Source organism: Achromobacter sp. HNDS-1, from assembly GCF_040084795.1.
GTDB lineage: Bacteria > Pseudomonadota > Gammaproteobacteria > Burkholderiales > Burkholderiaceae_B > Achromobacter > Achromobacter ruhlandii.
This window is the reverse complement of sequence record NZ_CP157584.1, coordinates 4926877-4952844: the sequence shown is the minus strand read 5'-3', so window position 1 is coordinate 4952844 and position 25968 is coordinate 4926877. Positions and strand designations below refer to the sequence as shown.

23 protein-coding genes and 1 tRNA gene are annotated in these 25968 nt (G+C 67.3%); 9 read left to right on the top strand and 15 right to left on the bottom strand.

Features of this window, described 5'->3' with window-relative positions; all coding sequences use genetic code 11:
- Positions 1 to 105: 105 nt before the first annotated feature.
- Together ABFG95_RS22855 and metE are read right to left on the bottom strand one after the other, a co-directional pair.
- Entirely contained in the window at positions 106 to 4077 is a 3972-nt protein-coding gene (locus tag ABFG95_RS22855; protein WP_278993061.1) for a Pls/PosA family non-ribosomal peptide synthetase, read from the bottom strand.
- A gap of 166 nt (positions 4078 to 4243) precedes the next feature.
- On the bottom strand, positions 4244 to 6541 hold the full coding sequence (gene metE / locus ABFG95_RS22850; protein WP_278993059.1) for a 5-methyltetrahydropteroyltriglutamate--homocysteine S-methyltransferase: 2298 nt from the start codon (positions 6539 to 6541) through the stop codon (positions 4244 to 4246).
- 181 nt (positions 6542 to 6722) lie between these two features.
- On the opposite strand from metE, the gene ABFG95_RS22845 reads away from it, so the two are divergent.
- Positions 6723 to 7640 carry a LysR family transcriptional regulator gene (locus tag ABFG95_RS22845; RefSeq protein ID WP_049072468.1) on the top strand — a complete coding sequence of 306 codons (918 nt, stop codon included), beginning with the start codon at positions 6723 to 6725 and terminating at the stop codon, positions 7638 to 7640.
- 57 nt (positions 7641 to 7697) lie between these two features.
- Here the strand turns inward: ABFG95_RS22845 and recX are convergent, their stop codons facing one another.
- Positions 7698 to 8435 carry a recombination regulator RecX gene (gene recX / locus ABFG95_RS22840; RefSeq protein WP_278993057.1) on the bottom strand — a complete coding sequence of 246 codons (738 nt, stop codon included), beginning with the start codon at positions 8433 to 8435 and terminating at the stop codon, positions 7698 to 7700.
- A gap of 101 nt (positions 8436 to 8536) precedes the next feature.
- The gene (gene recA / locus ABFG95_RS22835; protein ID WP_054417614.1) at positions 8537 to 9601 is read right to left on the bottom strand and encodes a recombinase RecA; all 1065 of its coding nucleotides are present in this window, start codon (positions 9599 to 9601) and stop codon (positions 8537 to 8539) included.
- Positions 9602 to 9981: 380 nt separating this feature from the next.
- Here recA and ABFG95_RS22830 point away from each other — a divergent pair, with 380 nt between their 5' ends.
- The 3 genes from ABFG95_RS22830 (at position 9982) to ABFG95_RS22820 (ending at position 14080) form a co-directional block, all read left to right on the top strand.
- Complete coding sequence (locus ABFG95_RS22830) at positions 9982 to 10671, top strand: response regulator transcription factor (RefSeq protein ID WP_006393745.1); 690 nt, start codon at positions 9982 to 9984, stop codon at positions 10669 to 10671.
- 115 nt (positions 10672 to 10786) lie between these two features.
- The gene (locus ABFG95_RS22825) at positions 10787 to 12163 is read left to right on the top strand and encodes a sensor histidine kinase (protein WP_100504346.1); all 1377 of its coding nucleotides are present in this window, start codon (positions 10787 to 10789) and stop codon (positions 12161 to 12163) included.
- 240 nt (positions 12164 to 12403) lie between these two features.
- The gene (locus tag ABFG95_RS22820) at positions 12404 to 14080 is read left to right on the top strand and encodes an MFS transporter (protein WP_100504276.1); all 1677 of its coding nucleotides are present in this window, start codon (positions 12404 to 12406) and stop codon (positions 14078 to 14080) included.
- Between the two features lie 383 nt (positions 14081 to 14463).
- Here the strand turns inward: ABFG95_RS22820 and ABFG95_RS22815 are convergent, their stop codons facing one another.
- Entirely contained in the window at positions 14464 to 14673 is a 210-nt protein-coding gene (locus ABFG95_RS22815) for a hypothetical protein (RefSeq protein ID WP_006388393.1), read from the bottom strand.
- A 151-nt stretch (positions 14674 to 14824) separates the two neighbouring features.
- Here ABFG95_RS22815 and ABFG95_RS22810 point away from each other — a divergent pair, with 151 nt between their 5' ends.
- Positions 14825 to 15724, top strand: coding sequence for a recombination-associated protein RdgC (locus tag ABFG95_RS22810; RefSeq protein ID WP_020924508.1), 900 nt, complete (start codon positions 14825 to 14827; stop codon positions 15722 to 15724).
- A 141-nt stretch (positions 15725 to 15865) separates the two neighbouring features.
- On the opposite strand, the gene ABFG95_RS22805 is transcribed toward ABFG95_RS22810, so the two are convergent.
- The 5 genes from ABFG95_RS22805 to ABFG95_RS22785 form a co-directional block, all read right to left on the bottom strand.
- Entirely contained in the window at positions 15866 to 17278 is a 1413-nt protein-coding gene (locus ABFG95_RS22805) for a diguanylate cyclase (RefSeq protein ID WP_278992909.1), read from the bottom strand.
- Positions 17279 to 17410: 132 nt separating this feature from the next.
- Positions 17411 to 18703, bottom strand: coding sequence for an aspartate carbamoyltransferase (locus ABFG95_RS22800; RefSeq protein WP_049072460.1), 1293 nt, complete (start codon positions 18701 to 18703; stop codon positions 17411 to 17413).
- 101 nt (positions 18704 to 18804) lie between these two features.
- Positions 18805 to 19218 carry a hypothetical protein gene (locus ABFG95_RS22795; protein WP_059269640.1) on the bottom strand — a complete coding sequence of 138 codons (414 nt, stop codon included), beginning with the start codon at positions 19216 to 19218 and terminating at the stop codon, positions 18805 to 18807.
- 4 nt (positions 19219 to 19222) lie between these two features.
- Positions 19223 to 19648, bottom strand: a complete 426-nt coding sequence (locus ABFG95_RS22790) for a hypothetical protein (protein ID WP_049072458.1) — start codon at positions 19646 to 19648, stop codon at positions 19223 to 19225.
- 128 nt (positions 19649 to 19776) lie between these two features.
- Positions 19777 to 19908, bottom strand: coding sequence for an entericidin A/B family lipoprotein (locus ABFG95_RS22785; RefSeq protein WP_006388387.1), 132 nt, complete (start codon positions 19906 to 19908; stop codon positions 19777 to 19779).
- Positions 19909 to 20079: 171 nt separating this feature from the next.
- Between ABFG95_RS22785 and ABFG95_RS22780 the strand changes: the two genes are divergently transcribed.
- Entirely contained in the window at positions 20080 to 20439 is a 360-nt protein-coding gene (locus tag ABFG95_RS22780) for a hypothetical protein (RefSeq protein WP_054417611.1), read from the top strand.
- 57 nt (positions 20440 to 20496) lie between these two features.
- The gene (locus ABFG95_RS22775) at positions 20497 to 20898 is read left to right on the top strand and encodes a hypothetical protein (RefSeq protein ID WP_054417610.1); all 402 of its coding nucleotides are present in this window, start codon (positions 20497 to 20499) and stop codon (positions 20896 to 20898) included.
- Between the two features lie 6 nt (positions 20899 to 20904).
- On the opposite strand, the gene ABFG95_RS22770 is transcribed toward ABFG95_RS22775, so the two are convergent.
- From ABFG95_RS22770 to ABFG95_RS22755, 4 genes are all read right to left on the bottom strand, one after another.
- Positions 20905 to 22188: a TIGR03862 family flavoprotein gene (locus ABFG95_RS22770; RefSeq protein ID WP_175145921.1), complete on the bottom strand. Its 1284-nt coding sequence runs from the start codon at positions 22186 to 22188 to the stop codon at positions 20905 to 20907.
- 236 nt (positions 22189 to 22424) lie between these two features.
- Entirely contained in the window at positions 22425 to 22769 is a 345-nt protein-coding gene (locus tag ABFG95_RS22765; RefSeq protein ID WP_049072452.1) for a hypothetical protein, read from the bottom strand.
- A 226-nt stretch (positions 22770 to 22995) separates the two neighbouring features.
- Positions 22996 to 23072, bottom strand: a tRNA-Met gene (locus ABFG95_RS22760).
- A 20-nt stretch (positions 23073 to 23092) separates the two neighbouring features.
- Positions 23093 to 23473 carry a hypothetical protein gene (locus ABFG95_RS22755; protein WP_175203617.1) on the bottom strand — a complete coding sequence of 127 codons (381 nt, stop codon included), beginning with the start codon at positions 23471 to 23473 and terminating at the stop codon, positions 23093 to 23095.
- Between the two features lie 168 nt (positions 23474 to 23641).
- Between ABFG95_RS22755 and ABFG95_RS22750 the strand changes: the two genes are divergently transcribed.
- Together ABFG95_RS22750 and ABFG95_RS22745 are read left to right on the top strand one after the other, a co-directional pair.
- Entirely contained in the window at positions 23642 to 25081 is a 1440-nt protein-coding gene (locus ABFG95_RS22750) for a PLP-dependent aminotransferase family protein (RefSeq protein ID WP_049072449.1), read from the top strand.
- Positions 25078 to 25641, top strand: coding sequence for a DedA family protein (locus tag ABFG95_RS22745; RefSeq protein WP_278992910.1), 564 nt, complete (start codon positions 25078 to 25080; stop codon positions 25639 to 25641). Before ABFG95_RS22750 ends, ABFG95_RS22745 begins: the two co-directional genes overlap by 4 nt.
- A 14-nt stretch (positions 25642 to 25655) precedes the next feature.
- Here ABFG95_RS22745 and ABFG95_RS22740 read toward each other — a convergent pair whose 3' ends face one another.
- Entirely contained in the window at positions 25656 to 25886 is a 231-nt protein-coding gene (locus tag ABFG95_RS22740; RefSeq protein WP_231891642.1) for a hypothetical protein, read from the bottom strand.
- Positions 25887 to 25968 lie beyond the last annotated feature (82 nt).

The following is a 25968-nucleotide window of genomic DNA, read 5'->3' as shown; positions in this document are numbered from 1 at the left end:
TGCGCGGCAACAAAACCTTCAAAGTATAGCGCAGCCCGCCCTGCCCCGACCGTCAAAATGCGCGCCGCGCCCGCCCCGGCGGCCGGCGGGCGGGCGTCCGCCGGCTCAGCGCCGCGTCCACGGCGTGGCCGGGCTGCCCATCCAGGCTTGCCCGGCCGGAATGCTCTCTCCCTTGAGCACCAGGGTCAGCGGCCCCAGGCGGGCGCCGTCCTCGACCCGGGTGTCATACAGGATGGTGCTGCGCGGGCCGACGTTGACGCCATTGCCGATCCGCACCGGCCCGATTTTCATGACGCGGTCCTCGAACAGGTGCGTCTGAGGCCCCGACCAGGCGTGCATGACGGAATCGTCCCCAATTGATACGCAGTCGTACTCGGTGACGTCGGTGGTATCCATGAACACACGTTTGCCGATGCGCGCGCCCATGCAGCGCAGGGCCAACGGCAGCCAGGGCGTGGCGCGCAGGAAGTTGAAGAAGTTGGGCACCGCGATGGATTCGTACAGGCTGGTGACAGCCTCGCTCTTCCAGACGAACGGCGTCCACATGGGCTCGGCGCGCGGCCGGTAACGGCCGATCAGCAGCCACTTCAGCAGGATCAGGAACAGGAACGTGCCCACCCCGTACAGCACGCCCGCCAGCATCAGCTCGTCGAACGCCGCCACGAAACCGTCGCGCACCGCGATCGGGATGACTTTCATGACCGTCAGGTAACCCACCGCGATCACCACCGCCAGCGGCAGGATCATGCGCATCAGCTCGACCGCGCCGCGCGCCACCTTGCGGCCCAGGCTCGGGCGGAAAGTCAGGTGCTCGGGAAAGCCGGCCGCCTGTTCGCGCGCCGGCAGCGCCAGCGGCGGATTGCCGAGCCAGGTCTGGCCGCTGGCCATGCGGGCGTTGGCCGGCGCCCGGCTCTGCACGCCGATCAGCACGTCGTCGGGCAGCACCGAGCCGTCCGGCACATAGGCGCCGTTGCCGACAAAGCTGCGGTTGCCGATGACGGTGGGCCGCATGGTCATCCAGCCGCGATCGACTTCCTCGTCGCCCAGCATCACCCCGTCGGCGATGAAACTGTCGCGGCCCAGCGTCAACATGTCCGGCACGATGCCCATCGCGGTCGATATCTCGGTGCCGCGCCCGACCTTGGCGCCCAGCAGGCGGTACCAGGTGCCGGCGTAGATCGATGCGTACAGCCCGTGCAGCACGCTCAGGCTGGACTCCTGGATCTGGTTGGTCAGCCAGCGCCGCAGGTAGATCTGGCCATACACCGGCCACCGGCCGCTGGCCAGACGCGGCAGCAAGGTCCAGCGCAACAGGGCGGACACCAGCACCGTCAGGAACAGCAGCAAGGCGCTGGCCGGCAGCGCCAGCAACAGGTAGACCAGGAACGCGTAGGGCCAGGATACGCGCGACCCCATCAGGTCGAGCCAGCGCGCGTCGATCCAGTCGATCAGCACGAAGCTCGGGAACACCGGCATGAAGAACAGCGCCGCGATCAGCGTGCCGCCGGCCGCATAGGCCAGCATGTCCAGCCGCGCCCAGCGGCCTTCCCGCGCCGGGCGCTCGGGCAATTCTGGGGCCCGCGCCTGCGGGTCGTGACGCGCCGGGGCGCCGGTCCAGATCTGGCCGGCGCCAATGCGGGCCCCCGCGGGCAGCGACGACAGCCCTTCCAGCCGGCCGTCGGCCTCGATCACGACATCGCCCTGCACCACCGCGTAGGAGCCGATGTAGGCATTCTCGCCCAGCGTGATGGGCGCGACTTCCCAATGCGCGCCGCGCACCTCGAAGTTCTCCAGGTTTACCGCGGCGCCGATGCTGGCGCCATCGCCCACCGCCAGCAGGTCGGGGGCGCGCACCGAAATGCGGCTGATGGCGGCATCGCGGCCGATGCGCGCGCCCAGCGCCCGCAGGTACCAGGCCTGCAGCGGCGAGCCCGCCAGCAGGTACGCGGGCGGGATGTCGAGGATGCGGTCGACCAGCCACCAGCGGTAGAAAGTCCAGCCATAGAGCGGATAGCGGCCCGCCTTGAGCCGGCCCAGGATGCCCCACTTACAGACCACCGCGACGCCGAAGCTGAGCAGGTTGCAGGCCAGGTAGCTGGCGATTGACAGGGCCACCGCGCGCCACACCGAATCCCCCTCGTCGCCAGTGAAGTAGTGATAGGTGAAGAACGGCGTCAGCCAGATCAGCATGCGCACGCCGATCAACAGCGGCAGCACCGCCAGTTGCGCCAGGCCACAGGTCCAGCGGCGCCATTCGGGCGCGCGTTCGATCGGCGCCTGTTGCGCCGGCGCCGCCGCGGCCGCCGATTCGGCCGCCAGCGCGTCGAGCCGCGCCGCCAGCGCGCCCAGCACGGAATGCTGGTAGAGCTCGTGCATGGTCAGCGCGGAAAACTGTGGATGCTTGCGCAGCGAGGACACCAGCCGCGCCGCCAGCAGCGAATGGCCGCCCAGGTCGCGGAAGAAATCGCTCGCCAGCCGCAGCGGCTGCCCCGGGAACAGCGGCCGCAGCGCCTCGAACAAGGCGTGTTCGGCGGGCGAGACCGGGGTGTCGTCCTCGCCGCTGGGCTCGGAGGCGGTGGCCAGTTCGCGCGCCTTCAGGGCCTTGCGGTCGATCTTGCCCGAGGTCAGGCGCGGCACTTCGGCCACCAGCTCGAATCGGGCCGGAATCATGTAGGCGGGCAGTTCGGCCGCCAGTGCCGCGCGCAGCGCGTGCGGGTCGAGCCGGGCATCGCCTTCCGGTGTCAGGAACGCCACCAGTTGGTCGATGCCCGCCAGGTCGCGCAGCACCACGGCGGCCGCGCCGACGCCGGCCTGCCGGTACAGCGCGGCTTCGATCTCGCCCAGCTCGACGCGAAAGCCACGCACCTTGACCTGGTCATCGCTGCGGCCCAGGCACTGGATCTGGCCATTCTCGTCGATGCGCGCCAGATCGCCGCTGCGGTACATGCGGGTGTCATGCTCGCCGCTGGGGCGCGGATTGGCCAGGAACTTCTCGGCCGTCAGTTCGGGCCGCCCCAGATAGCCGCCGGCCACGCCGGGGCCGGTGATACAGAGCTCGCCGGTCTGGCCCTGCGGCAGCACGGCGCCGTCCTCGCCGCGGATCAGCATGCCGTAGTTGGGCAGCGGCGTGCCAATGGTCACGGGCTGGCCCGGCAGCAGCTCTGCCAGGCTGGCCGATACGGTGGTCTCGGTGGGACCATAGGTATTGAACAGGCGGCGTCCGGGCGTGGCCCAGCGCTGCACCAGGAACTCCGGGCACATCTCGCCGCCCAGGTTGACGATGCGCAGGCCAGGCACGTCGCGCGCGAACAGCGCCAGCAGTGTCGGCACCGCGTGCAGCACCGTCACGCCCTCGCGCACCAGCGCGTCGGGCAGCGCCTCGGGATCGGTGGTCAGCATCTTGGGCGCCACCCAGAGCGTGGCGCCGACCAGGTAGCTGATCCAGATTTCCTCGAACGACATGTCGAAGGCGACCGAGAAACCCTGGTAGACCTTGTCGCCATGGCGCACGCCCAGCACTTCGTTCTCGCTGCGCAGGAAATGGCAGATGCTGGCCTGGCTGATCGGCACGCCCTTGGGCTTGCCGGTGGATCCCGAGGTGTAGATGACGTAGGCCGGATGTTCCGGCAGCAGGCCGTCGCGCCGGCGCAGCGCCCCCTCGACCGGCACCGACAACTGCCAGGTGGTCCAGGTGATCATGCCGTCCAGTTGCACCTCGCCGCCGGCCACCAGCCCGCGCGCGCCGGCGTCCTGCAGGCAAACCAGCATGCGGTCGGGCGGCGTGTCGGATTCGAACGGCAGCCAGGCCGCGCCCGCCTTGGCGATGGCGGCCTGCATCACCAGCAGATCGTCGCCGCGCGGCAGGCACAGGCCGACGATATCGCCGGGACGCACGCCGGCCTCGATCAGGTGGTGCGCCGCCAGGTCGGCACGGCGCCCGAGCGCCTCGTAAGTCAGGGATTGATCCAGCCAATGAATGGCGATGGCGGCGGGATACCGCAGGATCGTGGCTTCCAGAATATCGGGCAGCGTCTCCGCTCGGAGCAGATCCGGCCGATAGGGGCCTTGGAGAATCATAGGTACGGCGACAATCCGGCAGAAGGGATGTTTGCGTATTGACCCACAAGGCGCGAAATCGTTCAAGCCCGGACGCAAAAAACCCCTGTGGTGTGCATCCCGCACGCAACACAGGGGTTCCGGATTGCCGGCCCGGGCAAACGCCCGACCGGCCGGCCGCCTCGCGTCAGGCGGCCTCGCGCAGCGCGCGGGCGGCTTGCACCATGCCGATCAGCGCCGCTTCGGTTTCCGGCCAGGCGCGGGTCTTCAGGCCGCAATCCGGGTTCACCCACAGGCGCTCCTTGGGCAGACGGGCGGCGGCTTTGCGCATCAGGCCGACCATCCAGTCCACCTCCGGCACGTTGGGCGAGTGGATGTCATAGACGCCCGGGCCGATGTCGTTCGGATAGCGGAAGTCCTCGAACGCCTTGAGCAACTCCATGTTGGAGCGCGACGTTTCGATCGTGATCACGTCCGCGTCCATGGCGGCGATCGATTCGATGATGTCGTTGAACTCCGAATAGCACATGTGCGTGTGGATCTGCGTCTCGTCGCGCACGCCGGCGGTCGCCAGGCGGAAGCAGTCCACCGCCCAGTCCAGGTACGCCTGCCAGTCGGCGCGGCGCAGCGGCAAGCCTTCGCGAATGGCAGGTTCGTCGATCTGGATGACGCTGATGCCGGCGGCCTCCAGGTCCACCACCTCGTCGCGCAGCGCCAGCGCCAGCTGGCGGCAGGTCTGTTCACGCGGCTGGTCGTCGCGCACGAACGACCACTGCAGAATGGTGACCGGCCCGGTCAGCATGCCCTTGACCGGCTTGTCGGTCAGCGACTGGGCGTACGAGGACCAGCCCACCGTCATCGGCGCGGGCCGGGCCACGTCGCCGAAGATGATCGGCGGCTTGACGCAGCGCGAGCCGTAGCTCTGCACCCAGCCGTTCTTGGTGAAGGCGAAGCCGGCCAGCAGCTCGCCAAAGTATTCCACCATGTCGTTGCGCTCGGGTTCGCCGTGCACCAGCACGTCCAGGCCGACCTTTTCCTGGAAGCGGATCACCTCCTCGATTTCCTTGCGGATGGCGGTCTCGTAGCCCGCGTCCGTCAGCGCGCCCGACTTCCAGTCGCGGCGCAGCGCGCGGATCTCGGCGGTCTGCGGGAAGGAACCGATGGTGGTGGTGGGATAGGCCGGCAGGCCCAGCTCTTGCTGCTGGCGCGCGATGCGGCCGGCGAACGGCGCGCGGTCGCGCGACACGCTGGCCGAGGCCGCCATGCGCTGCGCCACGGCGGGGTTGTGGATGCGGGTCGACGCGCGGCGCGCGGCCAGGGCCGCGCGCTGCCTGGCCAGACCCTCCTGCACGCCGGCATCGGCCGCGCCGTCCAGCGCGCGGCCCAGCAGGCTCAGTTCTTCCAGCTTCTGCGCCGCGAAAGACAGCCAGCTCTTGAGTTCGGCGTCCAGCTCGGTTTCGTTGGCCAGATCCACCGGCACGTGCAGCAGCGAGCACGACGGCGCCAGCCACAGGCGTTCGCCCAGTTGCTGCCTGACCGGCGCCAGCGTGGCGAGGGCGGCGTCCAGGTCGGTGCGCCAGATGTTGCGGCCATTGATGATACCGGCGGACAGCACCTTGTCGGCGCCCAGGCCGGCCAACACCTCGGTCAGTTGCCCGGGCGCGCGCACCAGGTCCACGTGCAGGCCGGCCACCGGCAGGCCCAGCGCCGTGCCCAGGTTGTCCTTGAGGCCGTCGAAATAGGTGGCGATCAGCAGCTTGACCGGGCTGGCCGACAGCGTGGCGTACACCTGCTTGAAGGCGTCGCGCCAGGCTTGCGGCAGGTCCAGCACCAGGATCGGTTCGTCGATCTGCACCCACTCCACGCCCAGCTTGGCCAAGCGCGCGAGCACTTCTTCGTACACGGGCACGAGGTTGGCCAGCAGTTGCAGCTTGGCCGCATCGGCCGCGCCCTCGCCGAAAGCGTCGCCCTTGCCCTGGAACAGCCAGGTCAGGGGCCCCGGGATCACCGGCTTGACGGCGTGGCCCAGCGCCTGCGCTTCCTGGACCTGCTCGAACAGCGATTCACGCGCAATACGGAAGGTCTGGCCAGGCACCAGCTCCGGCACGATGTAGTGGTAATTGGTGTCGAACCACTTGGTCATTTCGCAGGCGGCGGCGGGCTTGCCCGACGGGGCGCGGCCGCGTCCCATGCGGAACAGCGTGTCCAGCGAGACCGGCTCGTTGTCCTTCTGGCCGAAACGCGCCGGCACGGCGCCCAGCAGCGTGGTCCATTCCAGGATCTGGTCGTACCAGGCGAAATCGCCCACGGGCACGAACTTGACGCCAGCGTCGGCCTGCACCTTCCAGTGCCGGGCGCGCAACTCGCGGCCCGTCTGCTCCAAAGCCTCGCCAGTCTGCTTGCCCGCCCAATAGGCTTCGACGGCGCGCTTCAGTTCCCGCTGGGCCCCAATGCGGGGAAACCCCAAATTATGAATCGTAGTCATGGCAATCCCGTCATCAGACAAAATTTATTCAAGTGCCAGCTATTCTGACGCCAAACAAAAATGAATCAAAATCAATGTCTACATTTATAAGATGAAAAAACCTCATAAAATATAAGCTCATTGCCGCCCACCTCCGTGGCCAGCCCCGACCGTGCCGGTCTGCCTTTCCTATCGCCCTCCCATGCTGGAAATCCGCCATCTCGAAACCCTGACCGCCATCCGTGAAGGCGGCAGCCTGCAGGAAGCAGCCGATCGCCTGCACCTGACCCAGTCGGCCCTGTCGCACCAGTTGCGCGACCTGGAGACCCGGCTCGGCACGCCGCTGCTGAACCGCCGCACCCGGCCCGCGCGCCTGACCACCGCGGGCCTGCGCGTGCTGGCCCTGGCCGACGAGGTGCTGCCGCGCATGCGCGCCACCGAACGGGAATTGCAGCGGCTGGCCGCCGGCCGCACCGGCCGGCTGCACCTGGCGATCGATTGCCATTCCTGCTTCCAATGGTTGATGCCGTCGCTGGACGCATTCCGCGCGCAATGGCCCGACGTGGCGCTGGACCTGTCGGCGGCGTTCTCCTTCGCGCCCTTGCCCGCGCTGGTGCGCGGCGACCTGGACCTGGTCATCACGTCCGACCCGCAGCAACTGGACGCCGTCGAATACCTGCCGCTGTTCAAGTACGAACTGGTGCTGGCCGTGTCCGAATCGAATCCGCTGGCCGGCAGCAAGTTCGTCATGCCGGATCAACTGGCCGACCAGACGCTCATCACGTACCCGGTGGACAAGCAGCGCCTGGACATCTTCACGGCCTTCCTGGACCCCGCCGACGTCGAACCGGCCGCCATCCGCAAGGCGGAGCTGACGCCCATCATCGCGCAGCTGGTGGCCAGCAACCGCGGCGTGGCCGCCCTGCCCAACTGGGCGCTCACCGAATACATGAACCAGGGTTGGCTGCGCCAGTGCCGGCTGGGGCCGCAAGGCGTGTGGCGCACCTTGTACGCGACGGTGCGCAGCGAGGACACCGACGCCTCGTACATCGACGAATTCCTGACGCTGACGCGCGATGTCTGCTTCAAGACGCTGACCGGCATCAAGTCGGCGAAATAGGAAAAACAGGAAAAAGGGCAAGGGCGGGCCGGCACCGGCCTTCGCCGCGCGGCCCGCTCAGTCGTCGTCGCCGGCGCCCAGGATGCGGCGGATGACGTCGTGCGCAAAGCCGCGGCTGGCCAGGAAGCGCGCCTGCTTGGCATAGGCGGCGCGGTCCTCGGGCCTGGCGCCGAAGCGTTTCTGCCAGACCTCGAGCGCGCGCTCGTATTCGGTGGCGCGCAATTGCTCGCGCAGCTCGGACACCTGGGCGTCATCCACGCCGTGCTGGCGCAATTCCTGCACGATGCGGGCCGCCCCCTGGCGCGACGCGCGGCGATGCACCAGGCTTTGCGCAAAACGCTCGGTCGACAGCCAGCCTTCCTTTTCCAGCGCGTCCAGCACGCGTTCGACCTCATCGGGGTCTTCGGCATGGGGCGCGAGTTTGCGCGCCAGCTCATCGCGGGCATGCTCGCGTCGCGACAGATAACCCACCGCGCGCATTTTCAGCGACGGCCCCTTGGGAGGCGTGCGGGGCTTGTCTTCGGATGTCCGCGCGCCCTCGCCCGTGTCATCGCCCTCGCCGTCCTTGCCACGCCGGCCGCGTCCGCTGGCCGCGCGCCGTTCGGAGCTGCGCTGCCACTGCGACGCCGGGGCGCTCGCGCCCTCGGGATCCTGGCCGGCCGCCGCGGAGGCTTCGGCAGCCCGCCGCAGGTCAGACGTGCGGCGCAGCCCCTCGGGCTTGGCCACGGTCTCGAATTCATCGTCCAGCCTGGCGCGCAGGCGATCAGCGGACGTGACGGACGGTTTCCAGCTCATGCGCTTCCTCTATGTGCCAGCGGCAGGCCTCCCGGGAAGGGAGCCTGCCGCTGGCGGCCGGGCTGGCGAGCCCGGCGCTATCCGATGACGCGACGACGCGATTACTCGTCGCTGTCGTCTTCGGCGGTGGGCACGAATTCCGCGGCGCGGCTGACGATGCCCTGGTTCTCGCGGACCCGGTTCTCGATCTCGATGGCCAGTTCCTTGTGTTCCTTCAAGTATTCGCGGACGTTGTCCTTGCCCTGGCCGATGCGGTTGCCGTTGTAGCTGTACCAGGCGCCGGACTTGTCCACCACATTGGCGGCCACGCCCAGGTCGATGATTTCGCCTTCACGCGAGATGCCGGCGCCGTACATGATGTCGAACTCGGCCTGCTTGAACGGGGGCGCGACCTTGTTCTTGACCACCTTGACGCGGGTTTCGTTGCCGACGACCTCGTCGCCCTTCTTGATCGAGCCGATGCGGCGGATGTCCAGGCGCACCGAGGCGTAGAACTTGAGCGCATTGCCGCCGGTGGTGGTTTCGGGGTTGCCGAACATCACGCCGATCTTCATGCGGATCTGGTTGATGAAGATGACCATGCAGTTGGTCTTCTTGATGGTGGCGGTCAGCTTGCGCAGCGCCTGGCTCATCAGGCGGGCCTGCAGGCCGGGCAGCGAATCGCCCATTTCGCCTTCGATTTCTGCCTTGGGCACCAGCGCCGCGACCGAGTCGACCACGATCAGGTCGACCGAGCCCGAGCGCACCAGCGCGTCGGTGATTTCCAGCGCCTGCTCGCCCGTGTCCGGCTGCGAGATCAGCAGGTCGGCCAGGTTGACGCCCAGCTTCGAGGCGTACTGCACGTCAAGCGCGTGTTCGGCGTCGACGAAGGCGCAGGTGCCGCCCAGCTTCTGCATTTCGGCCACGACCTGCAGGGTCAGGGTGGTCTTGCCCGAGGATTCCGGACCGTAGATTTCCACCACGCGGCCGCGCGGCAGGCCGCCGACGCCCAGCGCGATGTCCAGGCCCAGCGAGCCGGTCGACACCACCTGGATGTCATGCGAGACCTCGTTGTCGCCGTAGCGCATGATCGAGCCCTTGCCGAACTGCTTTTCGATCTGCGAGAGCGCGGCGGCCAGCGCCTTGGCTTTTTCCGAAGCGGCGGCCTTGGTGGTTTTGTCGTCCATGTAGTGTCCTGTCAGGTCTGGGTCTGTAACGTATCGGGGCGCGGCACGGGGTGTCGGTCAGCGCACGGGTTGTCGCAAGGGGTGATCGGGCCGTTGCCTGACAGCTGTTGCCAGAAAACTGGCAGTGCAAACTGTGGCGCTCAAGCGTGATCGGTAAAGCGATAGCGCAGATTATGGCATCGGATTGTACTGTACAAAAAAACAGTGTGCCACAGTTTTCCACGTATTCCCTGAGTGGGCAAGCCCGGTGCCGTATGACAGAATCGAGGAAAAAACTGGCGCTATGTCCCCATTGCGCTCCCGGCACGCCGCCCCGGCATCCCACCGAGGGCGGCACGCGTGCGCCGCTCACCCGGCGCCCTTCTTCTTTTCGACTGCCCATGCGCATCCTGATCGCGGAAGACGACAGCATCCTGGCCGACGGCCTGTCACGCTCGTTGCGTCACAACGGCTACGCGGTCGATGCCGTGCGCGACGGCCTGGCGGCCGATTCGGCGCTGGCGGCCCAGGCCTTCGACCTGCTGATCCTCGACCTCGGCCTGCCGCAACTGGCCGGCCTGGAGGTCCTGCGCCGGCTGCGGGCCCGCAATTCCGCCCTGCCCGTCCTGATCCTGACCGCCGCCGACAGTATCGAGCAACGCGTCAAGGGACTCGACTTGGGCGCCGACGACTACATGGCCAAGCCCTTCGCCCTGTCCGAGCTGGAAGCCCGCGTGCGCGCCCTGACCCGCCGCGGCGCCGGCGGCGGCGCCACGCTGCTCAAGCACGGCCGTCTCGTGTTCGACCAGACCGGGCGCGTTGCCATGGTCGACGACCAGACGCTGGACCTGTCCGCGCGCGAGGTCAGCCTGCTGGAGATCCTGCTGACCCGCAGCGGGCGCATGGTCAGCAAGACCCAGCTGGTCGACCACCTGTGCGAATGGGGCGAGGAAGTCAGCACCAATGCCATTGAGGTCTACGTGCACCGCCTGCGCAAGAAACTCGAGCCCAGCGGCGTGAAGATCGTGACGGTGCGCGGCCTGGGCTATTGCCTCGAACGGGACCAGGGTGCGGCCTACCTCGCAAGCTGAACCGCCACAGCCGGAGGCGCTCAACCAGGAAGCGCTGGATGTGATGCGGGCCGGGGCCCGCGGCCCCAGCTTTGCGCCGCCGCAACGTTCGCTGCTGGGCGAGATCCTCGACTGGATGCTGGCGCCGCTGTTTCTGCTGTGGCCCATGAGCGTCGCCATCACCTACGTGGTGGCGCAGAACATCGCCAACGTGCCGTACGATCGCGCGCTGGCCAACAACCTGCACGTGCTGACGCGCCAGGTCCACGCCCAGGACGGCCGCGCGGTGCTGCGCATGACCGACCCGGCGCGCGAGGTGCTGCGCGCCGATGAAACCGACAGCGTGTTCTGGCTGGCGCTGGGCAGCCGCGGCGAATACCTGGGCGGCGATCGCGCCCTGCCCCTGCCCGCGTCGGTCGGCCAGCCGCGCCCCGGCGAGGTGCAATACGAAGACGACACCCTGCGCGGCTTCGGTATCCGCCTGGCCTTCACCTGGGTCGACCTGAACCTGCCCAATACCCAGCCGGCGCTGCTGATCGTGGCCGAGACGGTGGAAAAGCGCACCCAACTGGCCAACGACATCATCAAAGGCGTGATCATTCCCCAGTTCGTGGTGCTGCCGATCGCGGTGCTGCTGGTGTGGTTCGGACTGTCGCGCGGCGTGGCGCCGCTGAACGCGCTGCAACAGCGGCTGCGGGCGCGCCGACCGGACGATCTTTCGCCCATCGACGAGCGCGCCGCGCCCTCCGAGATCGCGCCGCTGGTGGCGGCCATGAACGATCTGCTCGACCGCCTGTCGGCCAACGTGCAGGCGCAGCGCCGCTTCGTCGCCGATGCCGCGCACCAGTTGAAGACGCCGCTGGCCGGTCTGCGAACCCAGGCCGAGCTGGCCCTGCGCGATGCCAGCCCCGAGGAAATGCAGGCCAGCCTGCGCCAGCTGGTGACCGGCTCCGAGCGCGCCACCCGCCTGGTGAACCAGTTGCTGCTGCTGGCGCGGGCGGAAAACCCCAGCGCCATCGGCCTGGCCGCCACCGATCTGAACGCCATCGCCTACGAGCAGGCCATGCACTGGGTGCCACAAGCGCTGTCGCTGGGCACCGACCTGGGCTTCGAAGGCTCGGAGACGCCGGTGCTGATCAACGGCAACCCGCTGCTGCTGGCGGAGCTGCTCAACAACCTGGTCGACAACGCCCTGCGCTACACGCCGCGCGGCGGCCACATCACGGTGCGGGTGCAAGGCCACGGCGGCCAGGGCATCCTGGAGGTAGAGGACTCCGGCCCCGGCATCGCGCCGGAGGAGCGCGAGCGGGTCTTCGACCGCTTCTATCGGGTGCTGGGCACGCTGTCCGACGGCAGCGGGCTGGGCCTGGCGATCGTCAGGGAGATCGCCCAGAAGCACCAGGCGACGGTGCTCATCAGCGACCATCCGACGCCCCATTCCGAGCTGCCGGGCACCCGCATCCGCGTGGTCTTCCCGCTTTACGCCGAGCCGGTCGACGACCTCGGCGACTAGGTGCGCCCGCCCTGCGCGAATGCGGCGATGTGGCGCCAGGAGTTCCTCGTTCCGTCCCTAGGATTATCCCTAGCCTCCCAGGGAGAAATTACTTTTTGTTTCAATTTTAAGATTCAGGTAAGGGTCGCGTCAGAACCTCGTCAGCCTCGCGCTCCAACCTTGCCATAGCTCGATGTCGGCTCGCCGGCGGAGGGTCAAGCACGGCGGAAAACCGCCGGCCAGAAAAATCGAGGAGACATCATGAGCACAACTACCATGGCAGGTCGCGGTCCATCCGCGGATCCGCGCCCGATGACCAAGGATGAACGCCGTGTCATCTTTGCCTCGTCGCTGGGCACGGTGTTCGAGTGGTACGACTTTTATCTTTACGGTTCGCTGGCCGCGATCATCGCCCAGCACTTCTTCTCCGGCGTGAACCCGACCGCGGGCTTCATCTTCGCGCTGCTGGCCTTCGCCGCCGGCTTCGCCGTGCGTCCGTTCGGCGCGCTGGTGTTCGGCCGCCTGGGCGACCTGGTCGGACGTAAATACACCTTCCTGGTCACCATCGTGCTGATGGGCCTGTCCACCTTCCTGGTGGGCGTGCTGCCCAGCTATGCCAGCATCGGCATCGCCGCGCCCGCCATCCTGATCGTCCTGCGCCTGCTGCAAGGCCTGGCGCTGGGCGGCGAATACGGCGGCGCCGCGACCTACGTCGCCGAACACGCGCCGCATGGCCGCCGCGGCTTCTACACCTCCTGGATCCAGACCACCGCGACGCTGGGCCTGTTCCTGTCGCTGCTGGTGATCCTGGGCATCCGCTCGTTCATGGGCGAAGACGACTTCAAGGCCTGGGGCTGGCGCATTCCGTTCCTGATCTCGGTCGTGCTGCTGGGCATCTCGGTGTGGATCCGCCTGCAGCTCAATGAATCGCCGACCTTCCAGCGGATGAAGGCCGAAGGCAAGGGTTCGAAGGCGCCGATCGCCGAATCGTTCGGCCAGTGGAAGAACCTGAAGGTCGTGCTGCTCGCCCTGCTGGGCCTGACCGCCGGCCAGGCCGTGGTCTGGTACACGGGTCAGTTCTATGCGCTGTTCTTCCTGACGCAGACGCTCAAGGTGGACGCCAACACCGCCAACATCATGATCGCGATCGCGCTGCTGATCGGCACGCCGTTCTTCGTGATCTTCGGCGCGCTGTCGGACAAGATCGGCCGCAAGCCCATCATCATGGCGGGCTGCCTGATCGCCGCGGCGACCTACTTTCCGATCTTCCAGGGCCTGACGCACTTTGCCAACCCCGCGCTGGAAAAGGCGCAGGCAACCGCGCCGGTGACGGTCATTGCCGACCCGACCACCTGCTCGTTCCAGTTCAACCCGGTGGGCACCGCCTCGTTCACCAGCTCGTGCGATGTGGTCAAGTCGTTCATGGCCCGCAACTCGGTGAACTACAAGAACGAAGCCGCCCCGGCCGGCTCGGTGGCCAAGGTCAAGATCGGCACCGACGAGTTCGCCTCGTTCGACGGCAAGGGCATGGCCCCGGCCGACTTCAAGGCCAAGGCCGCCGAACTGGACAAGGCCCTGACCGCCGCCATCCGCAGCCACGGCTACCCCGCCAAGGCGGACCCGGCGCAGAGCAACAACGTCATGGTCGTCGTGCTGCTGACCATCCTGGTGATCTACGTGACCATGGTCTACGGCCCGATCGCGGCGATGCTGGTGGAAATGTTCCCGACCCGCATCCGCTACACCTCGATGAGCCTGCCGTACCACATCGGCAACGGCTGGTTCGGCGGCTTCCTGCCCCCGGTCGCCTTCGCCGTGGTGGCCGCCACCGGCAACATCTACGACGGCCTGTGGTACCCGATCATCATTGCGGTGATGACCCTGGTCATCGGCACGCTGTTCGTGCGCGAATCCAAGGACAACGACATCAACGCCTGACCGACCATCCCCCGCCGGGCGGGACTGCTGCGCCTGCCCGGCCTTTCAAAAGCTCCCCTGGGAGCTTTTTTTTTGCGCGCGAAAAATGGCGGACACAAAGGGCTTCCGATTCAGGACGCTGTCAGACCCCCGCCGTTAGACTGGCGCCTCAGATTACGGCCTTGCGCCTCTTCGCCCGGCGATTGATCCCCCTGCCAGGCGATTGCAGGGCTAGTGTTCTGACACCGATACCGCGTTCCCCGCGAGCCTTTTATGACGCGGTATTGTGTGCTCCCGTACCGGCCCGGCCTCTATTGAGCCGGGCCGCTTTTTTTGGCGGGGTACCGCCGGCGCAAAAAAAGGCGGCCGCAAGCGGCCGCCTCCGGTTTCCCGGGGGATGCGCCTCAACGGCGCATGCCGACCCCGATGACCAGCACGCCGGCCACGATCGCGGCAATACCGGCCCACATCGGAATCGGCACGGACTTCTCGGTTTCGGCCGTGGCCTTGACCGAGCCAACCTGCAGCACGGTTTCCTCGGACTTGTAGCTAAAGCCCTTGTAGGCCAGGGCGGCAATGCCCAGCACGATCAGGATGGCACCGACAATCTTCATGCTTCTTCTCCTATTGCACAGGGGTGACGCGGACATTACCGCAAGGCCGTCCCCCTGTCAGTGACAGAACGTGTCGCCTGGCCCCATCCTATTGCGACGCTACGGCAAAGCAGCCGGCGTCGTATAGAATCAACCCTTTTGGCCGACGCTCATGTGGTTCAAGAATCTCAAGATTTACCGTCTCTCCTCGCCGTGGACGCTGACCGGCGAGCAGCTTGAAGAAACGCTTGCGCGGCATGCCTATCAGGCCGGCAACAACCTCGAAATGCAAAGCCTGGGCTGGGTCCCGCCGCGCGAAAATGGCGGGCTGGCGCACGTCGTGGGCGGACAGATCCTGCTGAATCTGCGCGCCGAGAAAAAGCTGCTGCCCAGCACCGTGGTCAACCAGGTCGCCAAGGCGCGCGCCCAGGAAATCGAAGAGCAGCAAGGCTACAAGCCGGGCCGCAAGCAGATGAAGGAAATCAAGGAGCGCGTCACCGACGAACTCCTGCCGCGCGCCTTCAGCGTGTACCGCGACACCCGCGTGTGGATCGACCCGCAGAACCACTGGTTGGTGATCGACGCCGCCGCCTCGGCCAAGGCCGATGAAGTCATCGGCCTCTTGGCAAAATGCGTGGATCCGTTCCCGCTCGAGAACCTGTACGTGGCCCAATCGCCCGCCTCCGCCATGACGGGCTGGCTGGCCGAGGATGAAGCGCCGTCCAATTTCAGCATCGACCAGGACACCGAATTGCGCTCCTCCGGTGAAAGCGGCGCGGCCATCCGCTACGTCAAGCACTCGATCGACGCCGACGACGTGCGCCGCCACATCCAGTCGGGCAAGCAGTGCACCCGCCTGGCCATGACCTGGGCCGACCGCATCTCGTTCGTGCTGACCGAAGGCCTGGACGTCAAGCGCGTCGCGCCGCTGGACGTGCTCAAGGAAGGCAACGACACCGTCGCCGCCAATGACGACGAGAAGTTCGACTCCGACATGATGCTCATGACCGGCGAGCTGGCCAAGATGCTGGCCGAGCTGGTGGAAGCACTGGGCGGCGAAAAGAAGATCTGAGCCTTGCGCCTTGGTCCGCGGCAAGGGCCGCTCCTGTGAGGGAGCGGCCTTTTTCATGGCGCTGCCATTCGCATGGCGCCTTGCATGCCGCTTGAATCGGCGCGGCGGCGCGCGGCCACGGGCAGGACAGCCGTGTGCGCGTCAGGCGGCGACGCTGCGATCGCGGCCCGACTGCTTGGCCTGGTACAAGGCCTTGTCGGCGCGGTCGATCAGATAGGCGTAGTCGGGATGCCCGTCGAAGGTCGCCACGCCGATGCTGGTGGTGATGCGCAGGCCGCCCGCCTCCGGAATGGAGAAGACATGGCGGCGGATTTCGGCGCCCAGCTTCTCGGCCACGGCCAGCGCGGCCTCGCGCCCCGTATCCACCAGCACCACCAGGAACTCCTCGCCGCCGTAGCGGAACACGAAATCGCTCGAACGACAGGACTGGTGCACCACTTCTGCGAACTGGCGCAGCACCTGGTCGCCGCCCGCATGGCCGTGCTGGTCATTGATCGCCTTGAAATGGTCGATGTCCAGCAGCAGCACCGAAAACGTCGACCGCTCGCGCGTGGCAATCAGGATTTCGCGGCCGATCACCGACGGCAGGAAGCGGCGGTTGAGCACATTGGTCAGCGGATCGCTGCCGCTTTCGATCTCGGCCACCATGTCGAACAGCCCATTGAGCAGGTGTTTGATGCGCGCCACCAGTTCCTGCAGTTCGCGCACCTGGTCGGGCAGGGATTCCGGCCCGACCAGCAACAGGCTCGGCAGCACCACGTCATCCAGCCGCGCCACCGCCTCGGTAATCTGCCGCAGGGCCGGCGCGCTCTCGAACAGTACGCCGCCCTTGTGCTGCAACCACAGACCGAACTCGGAGGCCGCCAGCCGCGGCAGCACCTGCTCGGGCGCGCGATAGTGCAGCCCGATCAGCACCGCCTGGCTCCATTCGAGCAGCGCGGCGCGCTGGCGCTCGCGTTCGGTCGAAATGTTCTGGCCCAGCGCGAACAGGCGGTAGGCCTCGTCATTGCGCGCGCCGCGGTTGATGTCGCGCATGAAGGCGCGGCTCATCTGCTCGATGGCCAGGTCGAACAGGTTGCAGACGTACTGGGTCGCGATCGAAGCCGCCACGCCATCCAGGTCGCTGGCGCGCAGGCGTTGCGCGATCTCGTTCTTCAGGATGCGGGCGCCGGCCATCACCAGATGGATCGGAATATGCACGCGCGCATGCACTTCGCCGACCTTTTTCTGGATCGCCATCAACGCCGCGATATCGCCTTGTTCGCGCACGCACAGCAGGCCCCTGAGCCAACCCTTCATGCCCTGGTGCAGGCGGGTGGCGACGATCTCGTGCGACAGGCGCGGACCGGCCTCGGCATCGGCCAGCAGGGTGGAATAGAAGGCGTCGACCAGTTCGTTGGCGCTGTCCGACACCACCGCCGCGACCTGGCCGCGGGTGTAGGCATCGACCGAGGAATAGACGGCTTGCCAGGCCTGGGCGTTGGAGGCGCTCAGATAGCACGCCTGCCCGGCGGGATCAGGAGAAGACGGGACTGCGCGACTGCTCGAAGACATAGGACCTTCCGACCGAAGATTCCCCCGCGTGTCTCGGAACGACACGCGGCGGGAAAAACCAGCGCGGATTATGCTTGAAATCGCCGGCGGCGGCCGTCATGACGGCCGTGCCGCGCCGCCTCGCGCGGCGCCCTATTCCAGGCCGTGGAACACCGAGTCGTCCGGACCGATGTGCGAGGGATGCTGCCAGGTCACATCGCGCAGCGAATGCTGCACCAGCCCTTCCACGCCCAGCAGCACGGCGAAGATGGCCATGCGGATGGGAATGCCATTGTCGGTCTGGCGGAAGATCGCCAAGCGCGGATCATGATTCAGGTCCACGCTCAGGTCGTTGGCGCCCGGCCGGCTGTCGCGCGGCAGCGGGTGCATGACGATGGTATCCGGGCCGCAATAGGCGTCGATGATGGCGCGGTTGATCTGGAAGTCCGGCGTGTAGCCCTCGTTCTCTTCGTTGGCGAAGCGCTCTTTCTGCACGCGCGTGGCGTAGATCACGTCGGCGCCCGCCAGGCCCTCGGCCAGCGAAGTCTTCTGTTCGATGATGTTGCCGTTGCGGCTGGCCTGCTCGATGATGTAGGACGGCATCTCCAGGCCCTTGGGCGACACCAGCGAGAACTTGACGTTCTTGTACAGCGCCATCAGCTTGATCAGCGAATGCACCGTGCGGCCGTACTTCAGGTCGCCGACCATGGCGATGTGCGCGCCGTCGAGCAGCTTGCCCAGGCGCGAGAACTCGGTGAGGATCGTGTACAGGTCCAGCAGCGCCTGGCTCGGGTGCTCGCCGGGGCCGTCGCCGCCGTTGACCACCGGGATGTTGGTGGCGCGCGCGAATTCGGCCACCGAACCCTGGTCGGGATGGCGGATCACCATCGCGTCGACATAGCCGCTCATGACGCGGCTGGTGTCGTAGATCGATTCGCCCTTGGCCATCGACGAGAAGGTGAAGCCGGTGGTGTCGCAGACCGAGCCGCCCAGGCGGCAGAAGGCCGAGCCGAAACTGACCCGGGTACGGGTGCTGGCCTCGAAGAACAGGTTGCCGAGCACCGCGCCTTCCAGGACGCGCGAGACTTTCTGCCGGCGGGCGATGGGCTGCATCATGTCGGCCACGCGGAACAGGTCCTCGACCGATTCCCGGGTGAACTGGTCCACCGACAGCAGTTGGTGCTTGCCCTCTACCGCGATCCGCTCGCGCAGCGGCCCGTCTTGTACGCTTTGCGTATATTTTTCGAGCAGTACGCCGTTCTGAACGATTTCGCTGACGAAACGCTGCACCACTTCCGGCATCGCGCGGAACTCCTGCGATCCCTCCGGCAGCAGCCAGGTATCCAGTGCGCGGCGCTTGACGCCGATCCGGGTCGCGAACACGTCGCGCGTGAGGTTCAGGCGTCGCATGGCGTCGCGCAGGAAGGCTTGCTGGGAAATGGTCATGACAGGTCCCGGAGAGAGGGGTTTATATACGCACTGCGCATATTATTCCCTGCGCCAGTGCATGTCCAACACTTTTGCGCACACGGGTTTACCCTCGAAATTCAGCGCCGAGCGTAAGTCGTCATGTGTGGCGCCGCGTCCGTCGTGGCCTGCCCGGCGGCCAGCCAGCAACCGACGCAGAAAGCCAGCGCGCTGGCCAGGTAACAAAGCAGCGCCAGCGCCTGCGCCGGCAGGTGCGCGCGGGTCAGGCGGCCGTTGTAGCCCTGGCGCAACAGGCTGACCTGCGCCAGGTAGGCGAACACCGCCCCCAGGCAAGCCAGCAACAGACCGGCCAGCAACGACAACAGCGGCAATTGCAGATCGGGGGCGGCGATATCGCCGCCCACCATGCCCAGCGCGAATGCCGTCAGGCCCAGCGCCGCGCCCCCGTTGAGCCAGCCCAGCAGGCGGAATGCGCCGGCCAGAAGCGCGAACGGCGAGCCGGCGGCGCGGAGCTGCTGGGCGCGCGGGTCCATGGCCCTAGTCGCCCTTGCGGCAGACCGGCGTGGCGCTCTGAATCGAGGCGCGCGCGGCGGCGATCTCGGCCGCGTCCCAGCGACCCTGGCCAAGGACCGTGATGGTGACCTTGGCCTTGGCCGGACCGTCGGACTCGGCCGCGATCAATTCGAGGATCTTGGCGGTTTCGCCCACTTTGTAGACCTGCACCTCGTCGGGCGCGCCCTTCTCGCCCAGGACGTGTTTCCAGGCGTAGGCGACGTTGTAGGGGTGCTGAACATTGACGTGGCACGTGCGCACGTATTCGCCGGCCCGGCGGAACGCCGCCTGGTAGTTGGTGTCCACGCTGAACGTCTCTTTCAGCACGGTCTCGGACTCGTACACGCCGGTGCTGGCGCACCCGCCCAGCAAAGCCATCAACGTGACGCCCACCCACACAGACTTGCGCATGATTCTTCCTGCCATCGGATTCGGATTCCCGCGATTATGCCAGCGGCCGCAAAAAGGCCACGCCCGAAATGCCGCAACATTTCCGCGTGGCCCTGAACGCGCCCGGGCGCGTGGAACGCCCGGCACCCTTATTTGGTCGCGGCGCCCTCGATCTTTTCACCACCGCGCTGGATGTCCTTGCCAGCCCCCGCGACGGTATTGCAGCCCGCCGACATGGCGGCAATCGAAAGCAGCATGACGAGAATCACTTTGTTCTTCATGGAGCATCTCCTATCGAGGCGTGGAAACCGACGCCAGCATACCGCAAAGGCCGCCATTTGCGCAGATGCCGGTGACCAACCCCGCCGCCGACCAGGCGGTCACATGACCGCGCCGCGCGCGGCTTTCGCGCAGCTGTCGCGTATTTGGCGGCAATGGATTAGGATGCGCTAATGACCAAGAAACACGTATCGGAAAACAGCGGCGGCTCGCCTGTCGCCTGGGGCTGGGAGCAGCCACAGTGCCGCGGACAGGCGGCATTGGCCCTCTTCATCGACGATCTGCATCGCATCCTCCAGGCGCACGCCGCCGGCCAGCTCGCGGCCAGCAGCACCCTGGCCGACGCCCAGGAGCAGGTCGACGACCTGCTGGCCCGATACAACGAGATAGCCGGCGCGCCCGAGATCTTCCTCGGCCAGTCGGTGCAACTCAAGGAAGGTGTCGACCGCAGCGGCGTCTCGCATACAGTACCTATTTTTTCCGCACGCCTGAAGCAGTCGCTGGTCGCGATGCTTGGACAAGGCCCCGGCTGACACAACGCCCCCTGGCCGCCACCCAGAACAGCGCAAACAAGAGAGGGAGACCGCAGTATGAATACAGACAATGTCGTAGAGTTTCTCCGCCTGCTGTCGCTGGATGTCTCGCTGGGCGCCGCCGCCCAGCACGCCGCGAGCCAGGCGGATGCGCCTCTGGCGTTGGCCCGGCTGGCCACCGCGCACGGCTTGCCTTGCAGCGCCTCGGACTGGTCGATATTCGCCCGCGATTGCCTGGACGCCTCGGACGAGGCGCCCGCCAGCGACCTTCCGGGCGACGCCAGGATCTGGCAATTGGTGCAGGATCCCGGCCAGGGCACCAGCGTGCCGGCCAGCGCCGTCACCCGCGTCATCGGCATCATCACGCAGCCCGATGGCCCGGCGGTCGTCGGCCATGTGGTCAACGATCTCGCGCCACGCCCGCCGCAGGGCGCGTCGTCCTATCCGCGCGGCTCCTGACGCGGCTCAGCGTCCCGCCAGGAAATCCGCCACACCCGCCGCGGCGACCACGCCGCTGGCCATGCAGGCGGTCAACAGGTAGCCGCCCGTCGGCGCCTCCCAATCCAGCATTTCCCCCGCGCAGAACACGCCCGGCGCGGCCCGCAGCATCAGGCCGGGCGTCAGCGCCTCGAAGCTGACGCCGCCCGCCGTGCTGATGGCCTCGTCCATCGGCCGCGGGCGTTCCAACCGCAATGGCAGCGCCTTGACCAGCCGGCCCAGGCGTTCGGGATCGCGGAAGTCCTCCGCCCCGGCACACTCGCGCAACAGGCCCGCCTTGACACCCGTCAGCCCCAGCCGGCTCTGCAGATGGCTCGACATCGAGCGCGCGCCGCGTGGGTGGGTCACCGCCGCCAGTACCTTTTCCTGCGTCCAGCCGGGCGCGAGGTCCAACAGCGCGAGGGCGTGGCCGGCGGACTCGATCCGGTCGCGCAAGGACGCCGACAAGGCATAAACCAGGCTGCCCTCGATGCCGTTTTCCGTGACCACGAATTCGCCCTGGCGCGCCGGCCCGGGGCCAGCCTCCCCCACGCAACGCAAGGTCACGGATTTGACCGGCTGCCCGGCATGGCGTTGGCGGAAGTGCTGGGACCAGGCCACCTCGAAGCCGCAGTTGGCGGCGCGCAATGGCGCCGTGGCGATGCCGTGCGCGGCCAGCCCCGGCAACCAGGCGCCGTCCGACCCCAGCTTGGCCCAACTGCCCCCGCCCAGGGCCAGCACCACGGCATCCGCCGCCAGCGCCAGTGCGCCCTCGGGGGTATCGAAATGCAGTTCGGCCGCCCCAGGCGCAATGGCCGGCGGCCAGCCCAGCCAGCGATGGCGCATGTGAAAGCGCACGCCGCTGGCGCGCAGCCGGGCCAGCCATGCCCGCAGCAGCGGCGCCGCCTTCATCTCCGCGGGAAAAACACGGCCCGACGAGCCCACGAAGGTCTCGATGCCGAGTTGCCGCGCCCAGTCGCGCAAGCCGGTCGCATCGAGTTCGCGCAGCCAAGGCTCGATCAGCGCGGCCCGCTCGCCATAGCGCGCCAGGAACGGCGCCGCGGCTTCGCTATGCGTCAGGTTCAAGCCACCACGGCCCGCCATCAGGAACTTGCGCCCCACCGACGGCATCGCGTCGTACACATCGACCTGCGCGCCGCGCGCGGCCAGCTTCTCGGCCGCCATCAGCCCCGCCGGTCCGCCGCCGATCACGGCCACGCGCCTGCCGCACGGATTCTGGGCGCGATGGGAGGAATGCGGATCGGAAGGCATGGAAACGGGATTCAGGATGACCAGGGCGGGACGAACCGCCGGGGCTGCGATTGTCGCATGGGACGGCCACGCCTCCTGCCACGGCCGGCGTCGGATAAAAAAATGCCCCGCGCGGGGCATTTTTTTATCGCTGCGGCCAAGCCTTTGATATTGCTGCGATATCGCGACATGCGCAACGCCTATCCCAAGGCTTGTCCACAGTCGCTGTGGGTAACCGGCCTCCTGACCCGCGGGGCCTAGGCGTTGCCCGCGGCCTGCATGGGACCCGGCCAGGGCTCGGCATCGAGCTGAAAGCGCAATTCCTGGTATTCGCCATCTACCGCCACCGAGCGCAGCAGCCCCGCGCCCAGGGCCTGCCCCAAGGCGCGGCGGCACAGGGTCTCGGGATCATCCGGCAGGGACTGGAACACCCCATCTGGAATGCGCAGCCGCAACAACGCCCGGGGATCGCCCTGCTCGGCAGGCCGGCCGATATGGATGTGGGCGGGATAGCCGTGCGGGCACCAGATGCCCACGTGATACTTGCCTTCGGTGCCGGTATCGGCGACGTAGCCGGGATGATCGTATTTTGCCGTGCCCATGGACCCTCCTCGTGTGCGCGGCGGACGCGCGCGCTTGAGCCATGGTAGCGCAGCGCCCGGCCCCTGTGCGGCCGGCGCCCCCCGGGAAACTCCGGACTGGAACGATGGCTTGATGCAAGGCAAGCGCGGGACGAAAAAAAACCGCGACGAGCGTCGCGGTTTTTTCTGCTGGGCGGGCGGCGGGCCTGGATTGCGGACCGCGCCGGGCGCCGATGCTGCTTGAATCTGGTTGCGGGGGCAGGATTTGAACCTACGACCTTCGGGTTATGAGCCCGACGAGCTGCCAGACTGCTCCACCCCGCGTCTGATGTGTGAATCATACATCATTTTGAAATGTTGTGCAGCGCACCGAGGCGATTCGGCGGATTATTTTTGCCCACAAGGCGCCGCAGGCAGCGGGCGAAGGCCAAGATCCACGCCTTTGCGCCGGGGGCTTGCAGGCAGATCAGTTGCGCCTTCCCGAGCGCCGTCACGGTCAGCGTCCCCCGCTCCGGAAGGAAGAAGCTCTCGCCCGCATGCAGGCGCGTGGGCGGCGGCAAATACGTGCCTGGCGGCAGTTCCGAGCGGTAGGCGGGCTCGGCCACCAGCACGCGGCCGCTGACGCAGATGACCGTTGCGCCGCCCCGCAGGCGCAGCTGGCGGCTGGCGCCGGACGGGAGATCGAAACGTTGCGAATGCGGGTCGGGTGCGGAAAAAAGGGCCATGGTCATCTCCAATCTGATGCCCACAGTCTGCGCCCGCCCTGCTTTGCGCAACAGCCACACAATTTGCCTTTCTGTACCGATGCAGGCTATCAGTTTTGGCACTGTTATGGTGTACTTTGCGGAAATCTGTGCCTACCTCAACCTACCCTCGGGGAGCATGATCGGCGCATGGACCCGCAACCGCTATATCTACGCCTGGCGAACCACTACCGGCGCGCCATCCAGACCGGGGTCCTGGCCCCGGCGCAGCGCATGCCGTCGGTGCGCACCCTGGTACGCACCCACCATGTCAGCCTTTCGACCGCGCTGCAGGCCTGCCGGCTGCTCGAAGACGATGGCCTGATCGAGGCCCGCCCCCGCTCCGGCTATTTCGTCCTCAAGCCGCGCCGCAACAGTATCCCGCCGGTCAACGAGCCGGACATCCGCCAGGCGCTGGGCACCGCCCAGTATGTCGGCATCCATGACCGCGTGTCGGACTTCGTGGCGAAGTGCGAAGCCCACCCCGTCAGCGCCAACTTCGCGCTGGCCGCCGCGGTGCCGCAAGCGTATCCGATGGAGGAACTCAAGCAGGCCATGATCCGCACCCTGCGGCAGTCGCCGCAAGTGCTGGTCAGCCCGGTGCCGCCGCAAGGCCATCCGCTGTTGCGCACGGTGCTGGCGCGGCGCGCCCTGGCCAACGGCATCAATGCCACGCCCGACGACGTCATCGTCACGCACGGCTGCATCGAGGCCCTCAACCTGGCGCTGCGCGCGGTGGCGCGTCCGGGCGACACCATCGCGGTCGAATCCCCCACCTACTTCGGCCTGCTGCAGATCCTGGAAAGCCTGGGCATGCGCGCGCTGGAAATCCCCACCAGTCCGCAACACGGCCTGTCCATCGAGGCACTGGACCTGGCCTTCCAGACCCACGGCAACATCCGCGCGGTGGTGGTGGTGCCCAACTTCCAGAATCCGCTGGGCTGTGTCATGCCCGACGCCGAAAAGGCCCGCCTGGTGGCCCTGTGCGAGCGCCAGCAGGTGCCCCTGATCGAAGACGACACCTACGGCGCCCTGAACGATGACGACACGCCGCTGGCGGCAGCCAAGTCCTGGGATCCGACTGGCAATGTCATCTATTGTTCGTCGCTGCACAAGACGCTCGCGCCGGGCATGCGGCTGGGCTGGTTGCTGGGCGGGCGCTGGAAAGCGCGCATCGCCATGCTGAAGTTCGCGCAGAGCCGGCCCAACGAACCGCTGGCGCAAATGGCGGTGGCCGAATACCTCGGTTCGCGCGCGTACGACCGGCACCTGACACGGCTGCGCCGACAACTGAAAATGCAGCGCGACCAGACCGCCGAAGTCATCGCCGCGCATTTCCCGCGCGGCACGCGCCTGAGCATGCCCACGGGCGGCATGCTGCTGTGGGTGGAGATGCCGGATGGCCGTTCCGGGCTGGAGGTATTCGAGGCCGCGCTGCGGCAGGGCATCCGCGTGGCGCCCGGCGCCATGTTCTCGAACAGCACGCGCTACAACCATTTCCTGCGCATCAGTTGCGGCCAGCGCCACACACCAGAGATCGCGCGGGCGCTGGCCACGCTGGCGCGCATCGTTGCCGAGCGCCAGCCATGAACCCGCAGCTGCACCAGTTCATCGTCGACTACGGCCTGTGGGCCGTGCTGGGCGGCACGCTGCTCGAAGGCGAAAGCGTGGTGGTGCTGGCGGGATTCCTGTCGCACCAACGCCTGCTGCATCTGCCTTATGTAATGCTGTGCGCGTTCGCCGGTTCGTTCATCGCCGACCAGGGCCTGTTCTACCTGGGCCGGCGCTACCGCGAACACCGCTACGTCCAGCGGATCCGCGCCCAGCCGGCGTTCGGCAAGGCATTGGCGGCGATCGACCGCTATCCGCACGGATTCATCCTGGCGCTACGCTTCCTGTATGGCCTGCGCACGGTGGGGCCGGTGGCGCTGGGCGTATCGCAGGTTTCGCCCATGCGCTTCCTGGCGCTCAACGCCATCGCCGCGGCCATCTGGGCGGTGTGTTTCAGCCTGGTGGGCTATCTGTTCGGACAGACCATCGAGTCCCTGCTCGGCCGCCTTCACGGCGTGGAAACGAAGCTGGCGGTGGCCATGGCGATCGGCCTGGCGGTCTGGCTGGCCTATTGGCTGTATGCGCGGCGGCGTCGCTGACGCGACGACTTGCGTCAGAACACCAGCTTGCCGCTGGCCCGCAGCACGTGGCGGCGGCGGGCCGCGCGATACAGCCGGCCGATGAAGGGCAGCAGGGCCAGCCGCCGCAGGACGGGGTGGCGCTGGTCGAAGTCGTGCCAGGCCTTGAAGCCATGGCCCAGGCGTTCCCAGCTCTGGCGCGCCTCGGGAGAAAGTTTGCCGGGGTCGAAGGCCGCCAGCTTTGCCGCTTCCGAAACGCGGGCCACCAGGCCACGGTTCCGGTTTTCCAATGGATACTGATTCCGCATGGGGCGGCATATTACCCGGCTTGCGTGACCTCTGCCGCTT

Bases quoted from the DNA above. Each gene is read 5' to 3' on its own strand.
- ABFG95_RS22855 (WP_278993061.1), bottom strand. From the start codon at position 4,077: ATGATTCTCCAAGGCCCCTATCGGCCGGATCTGCTCCGAGCGGAGACG.
- metE (WP_278993059.1), bottom strand. From the start codon at position 6,541: ATGACTACGATTCATAATTTGGGGTTTCCCCGCATTGGGGCCCAGCGG.
- ABFG95_RS22845 (WP_049072468.1), top strand. From the start codon at position 6,723: ATGCTGGAAATCCGCCATCTCGAAACCCTGACCGCCATCCGTGAAGGC.
- recX (WP_278993057.1), bottom strand. From the start codon at position 8,435: ATGAGCTGGAAACCGTCCGTCACGTCCGCTGATCGCCTGCGCGCCAGG.
- recA (WP_054417614.1), bottom strand. From the start codon at position 9,601: ATGGACGACAAAACCACCAAGGCCGCCGCTTCGGAAAAAGCCAAGGCG.
- ABFG95_RS22830 (WP_006393745.1), top strand. From the start codon at position 9,982: ATGCGCATCCTGATCGCGGAAGACGACAGCATCCTGGCCGACGGCCTG.
- ABFG95_RS22825 (WP_100504346.1), top strand. From the start codon at position 10,787: ATGCTGGCGCCGCTGTTTCTGCTGTGGCCCATGAGCGTCGCCATCACC.
- ABFG95_RS22820 (WP_100504276.1), top strand. From the start codon at position 12,404: ATGAGCACAACTACCATGGCAGGTCGCGGTCCATCCGCGGATCCGCGC.
- ABFG95_RS22815 (WP_006388393.1), bottom strand. From the start codon at position 14,673: ATGAAGATTGTCGGTGCCATCCTGATCGTGCTGGGCATTGCCGCCCTG.
- ABFG95_RS22810 (WP_020924508.1), top strand. From the start codon at position 14,825: ATGTGGTTCAAGAATCTCAAGATTTACCGTCTCTCCTCGCCGTGGACG.
- ABFG95_RS22805 (WP_278992909.1), bottom strand. From the start codon at position 17,278: ATGTCTTCGAGCAGTCGCGCAGTCCCGTCTTCTCCTGATCCCGCCGGG.
- ABFG95_RS22800 (WP_049072460.1), bottom strand. From the start codon at position 18,703: ATGACCATTTCCCAGCAAGCCTTCCTGCGCGACGCCATGCGACGCCTG.
- ABFG95_RS22795 (WP_059269640.1), bottom strand. From the start codon at position 19,218: ATGGACCCGCGCGCCCAGCAGCTCCGCGCCGCCGGCTCGCCGTTCGCG.
- ABFG95_RS22790 (WP_049072458.1), bottom strand. From the start codon at position 19,648: ATGCGCAAGTCTGTGTGGGTGGGCGTCACGTTGATGGCTTTGCTGGGC.
- ABFG95_RS22785 (WP_006388387.1), bottom strand. From the start codon at position 19,908: ATGAAGAACAAAGTGATTCTCGTCATGCTGCTTTCGATTGCCGCCATG.
- ABFG95_RS22780 (WP_054417611.1), top strand. From the start codon at position 20,080: ATGACCAAGAAACACGTATCGGAAAACAGCGGCGGCTCGCCTGTCGCC.
- ABFG95_RS22775 (WP_054417610.1), top strand. From the start codon at position 20,497: ATGAATACAGACAATGTCGTAGAGTTTCTCCGCCTGCTGTCGCTGGAT.
- ABFG95_RS22770 (WP_175145921.1), bottom strand. From the start codon at position 22,188: ATGCCTTCCGATCCGCATTCCTCCCATCGCGCCCAGAATCCGTGCGGC.
- ABFG95_RS22765 (WP_049072452.1), bottom strand. From the start codon at position 22,769: ATGGGCACGGCAAAATACGATCATCCCGGCTACGTCGCCGATACCGGC.
- ABFG95_RS22755 (WP_175203617.1), bottom strand. From the start codon at position 23,473: ATGGCCCTTTTTTCCGCACCCGACCCGCATTCGCAACGTTTCGATCTC.
- ABFG95_RS22750 (WP_049072449.1), top strand. From the start codon at position 23,642: ATGGACCCGCAACCGCTATATCTACGCCTGGCGAACCACTACCGGCGC.
- ABFG95_RS22745 (WP_278992910.1), top strand. From the start codon at position 25,078: ATGAACCCGCAGCTGCACCAGTTCATCGTCGACTACGGCCTGTGGGCC.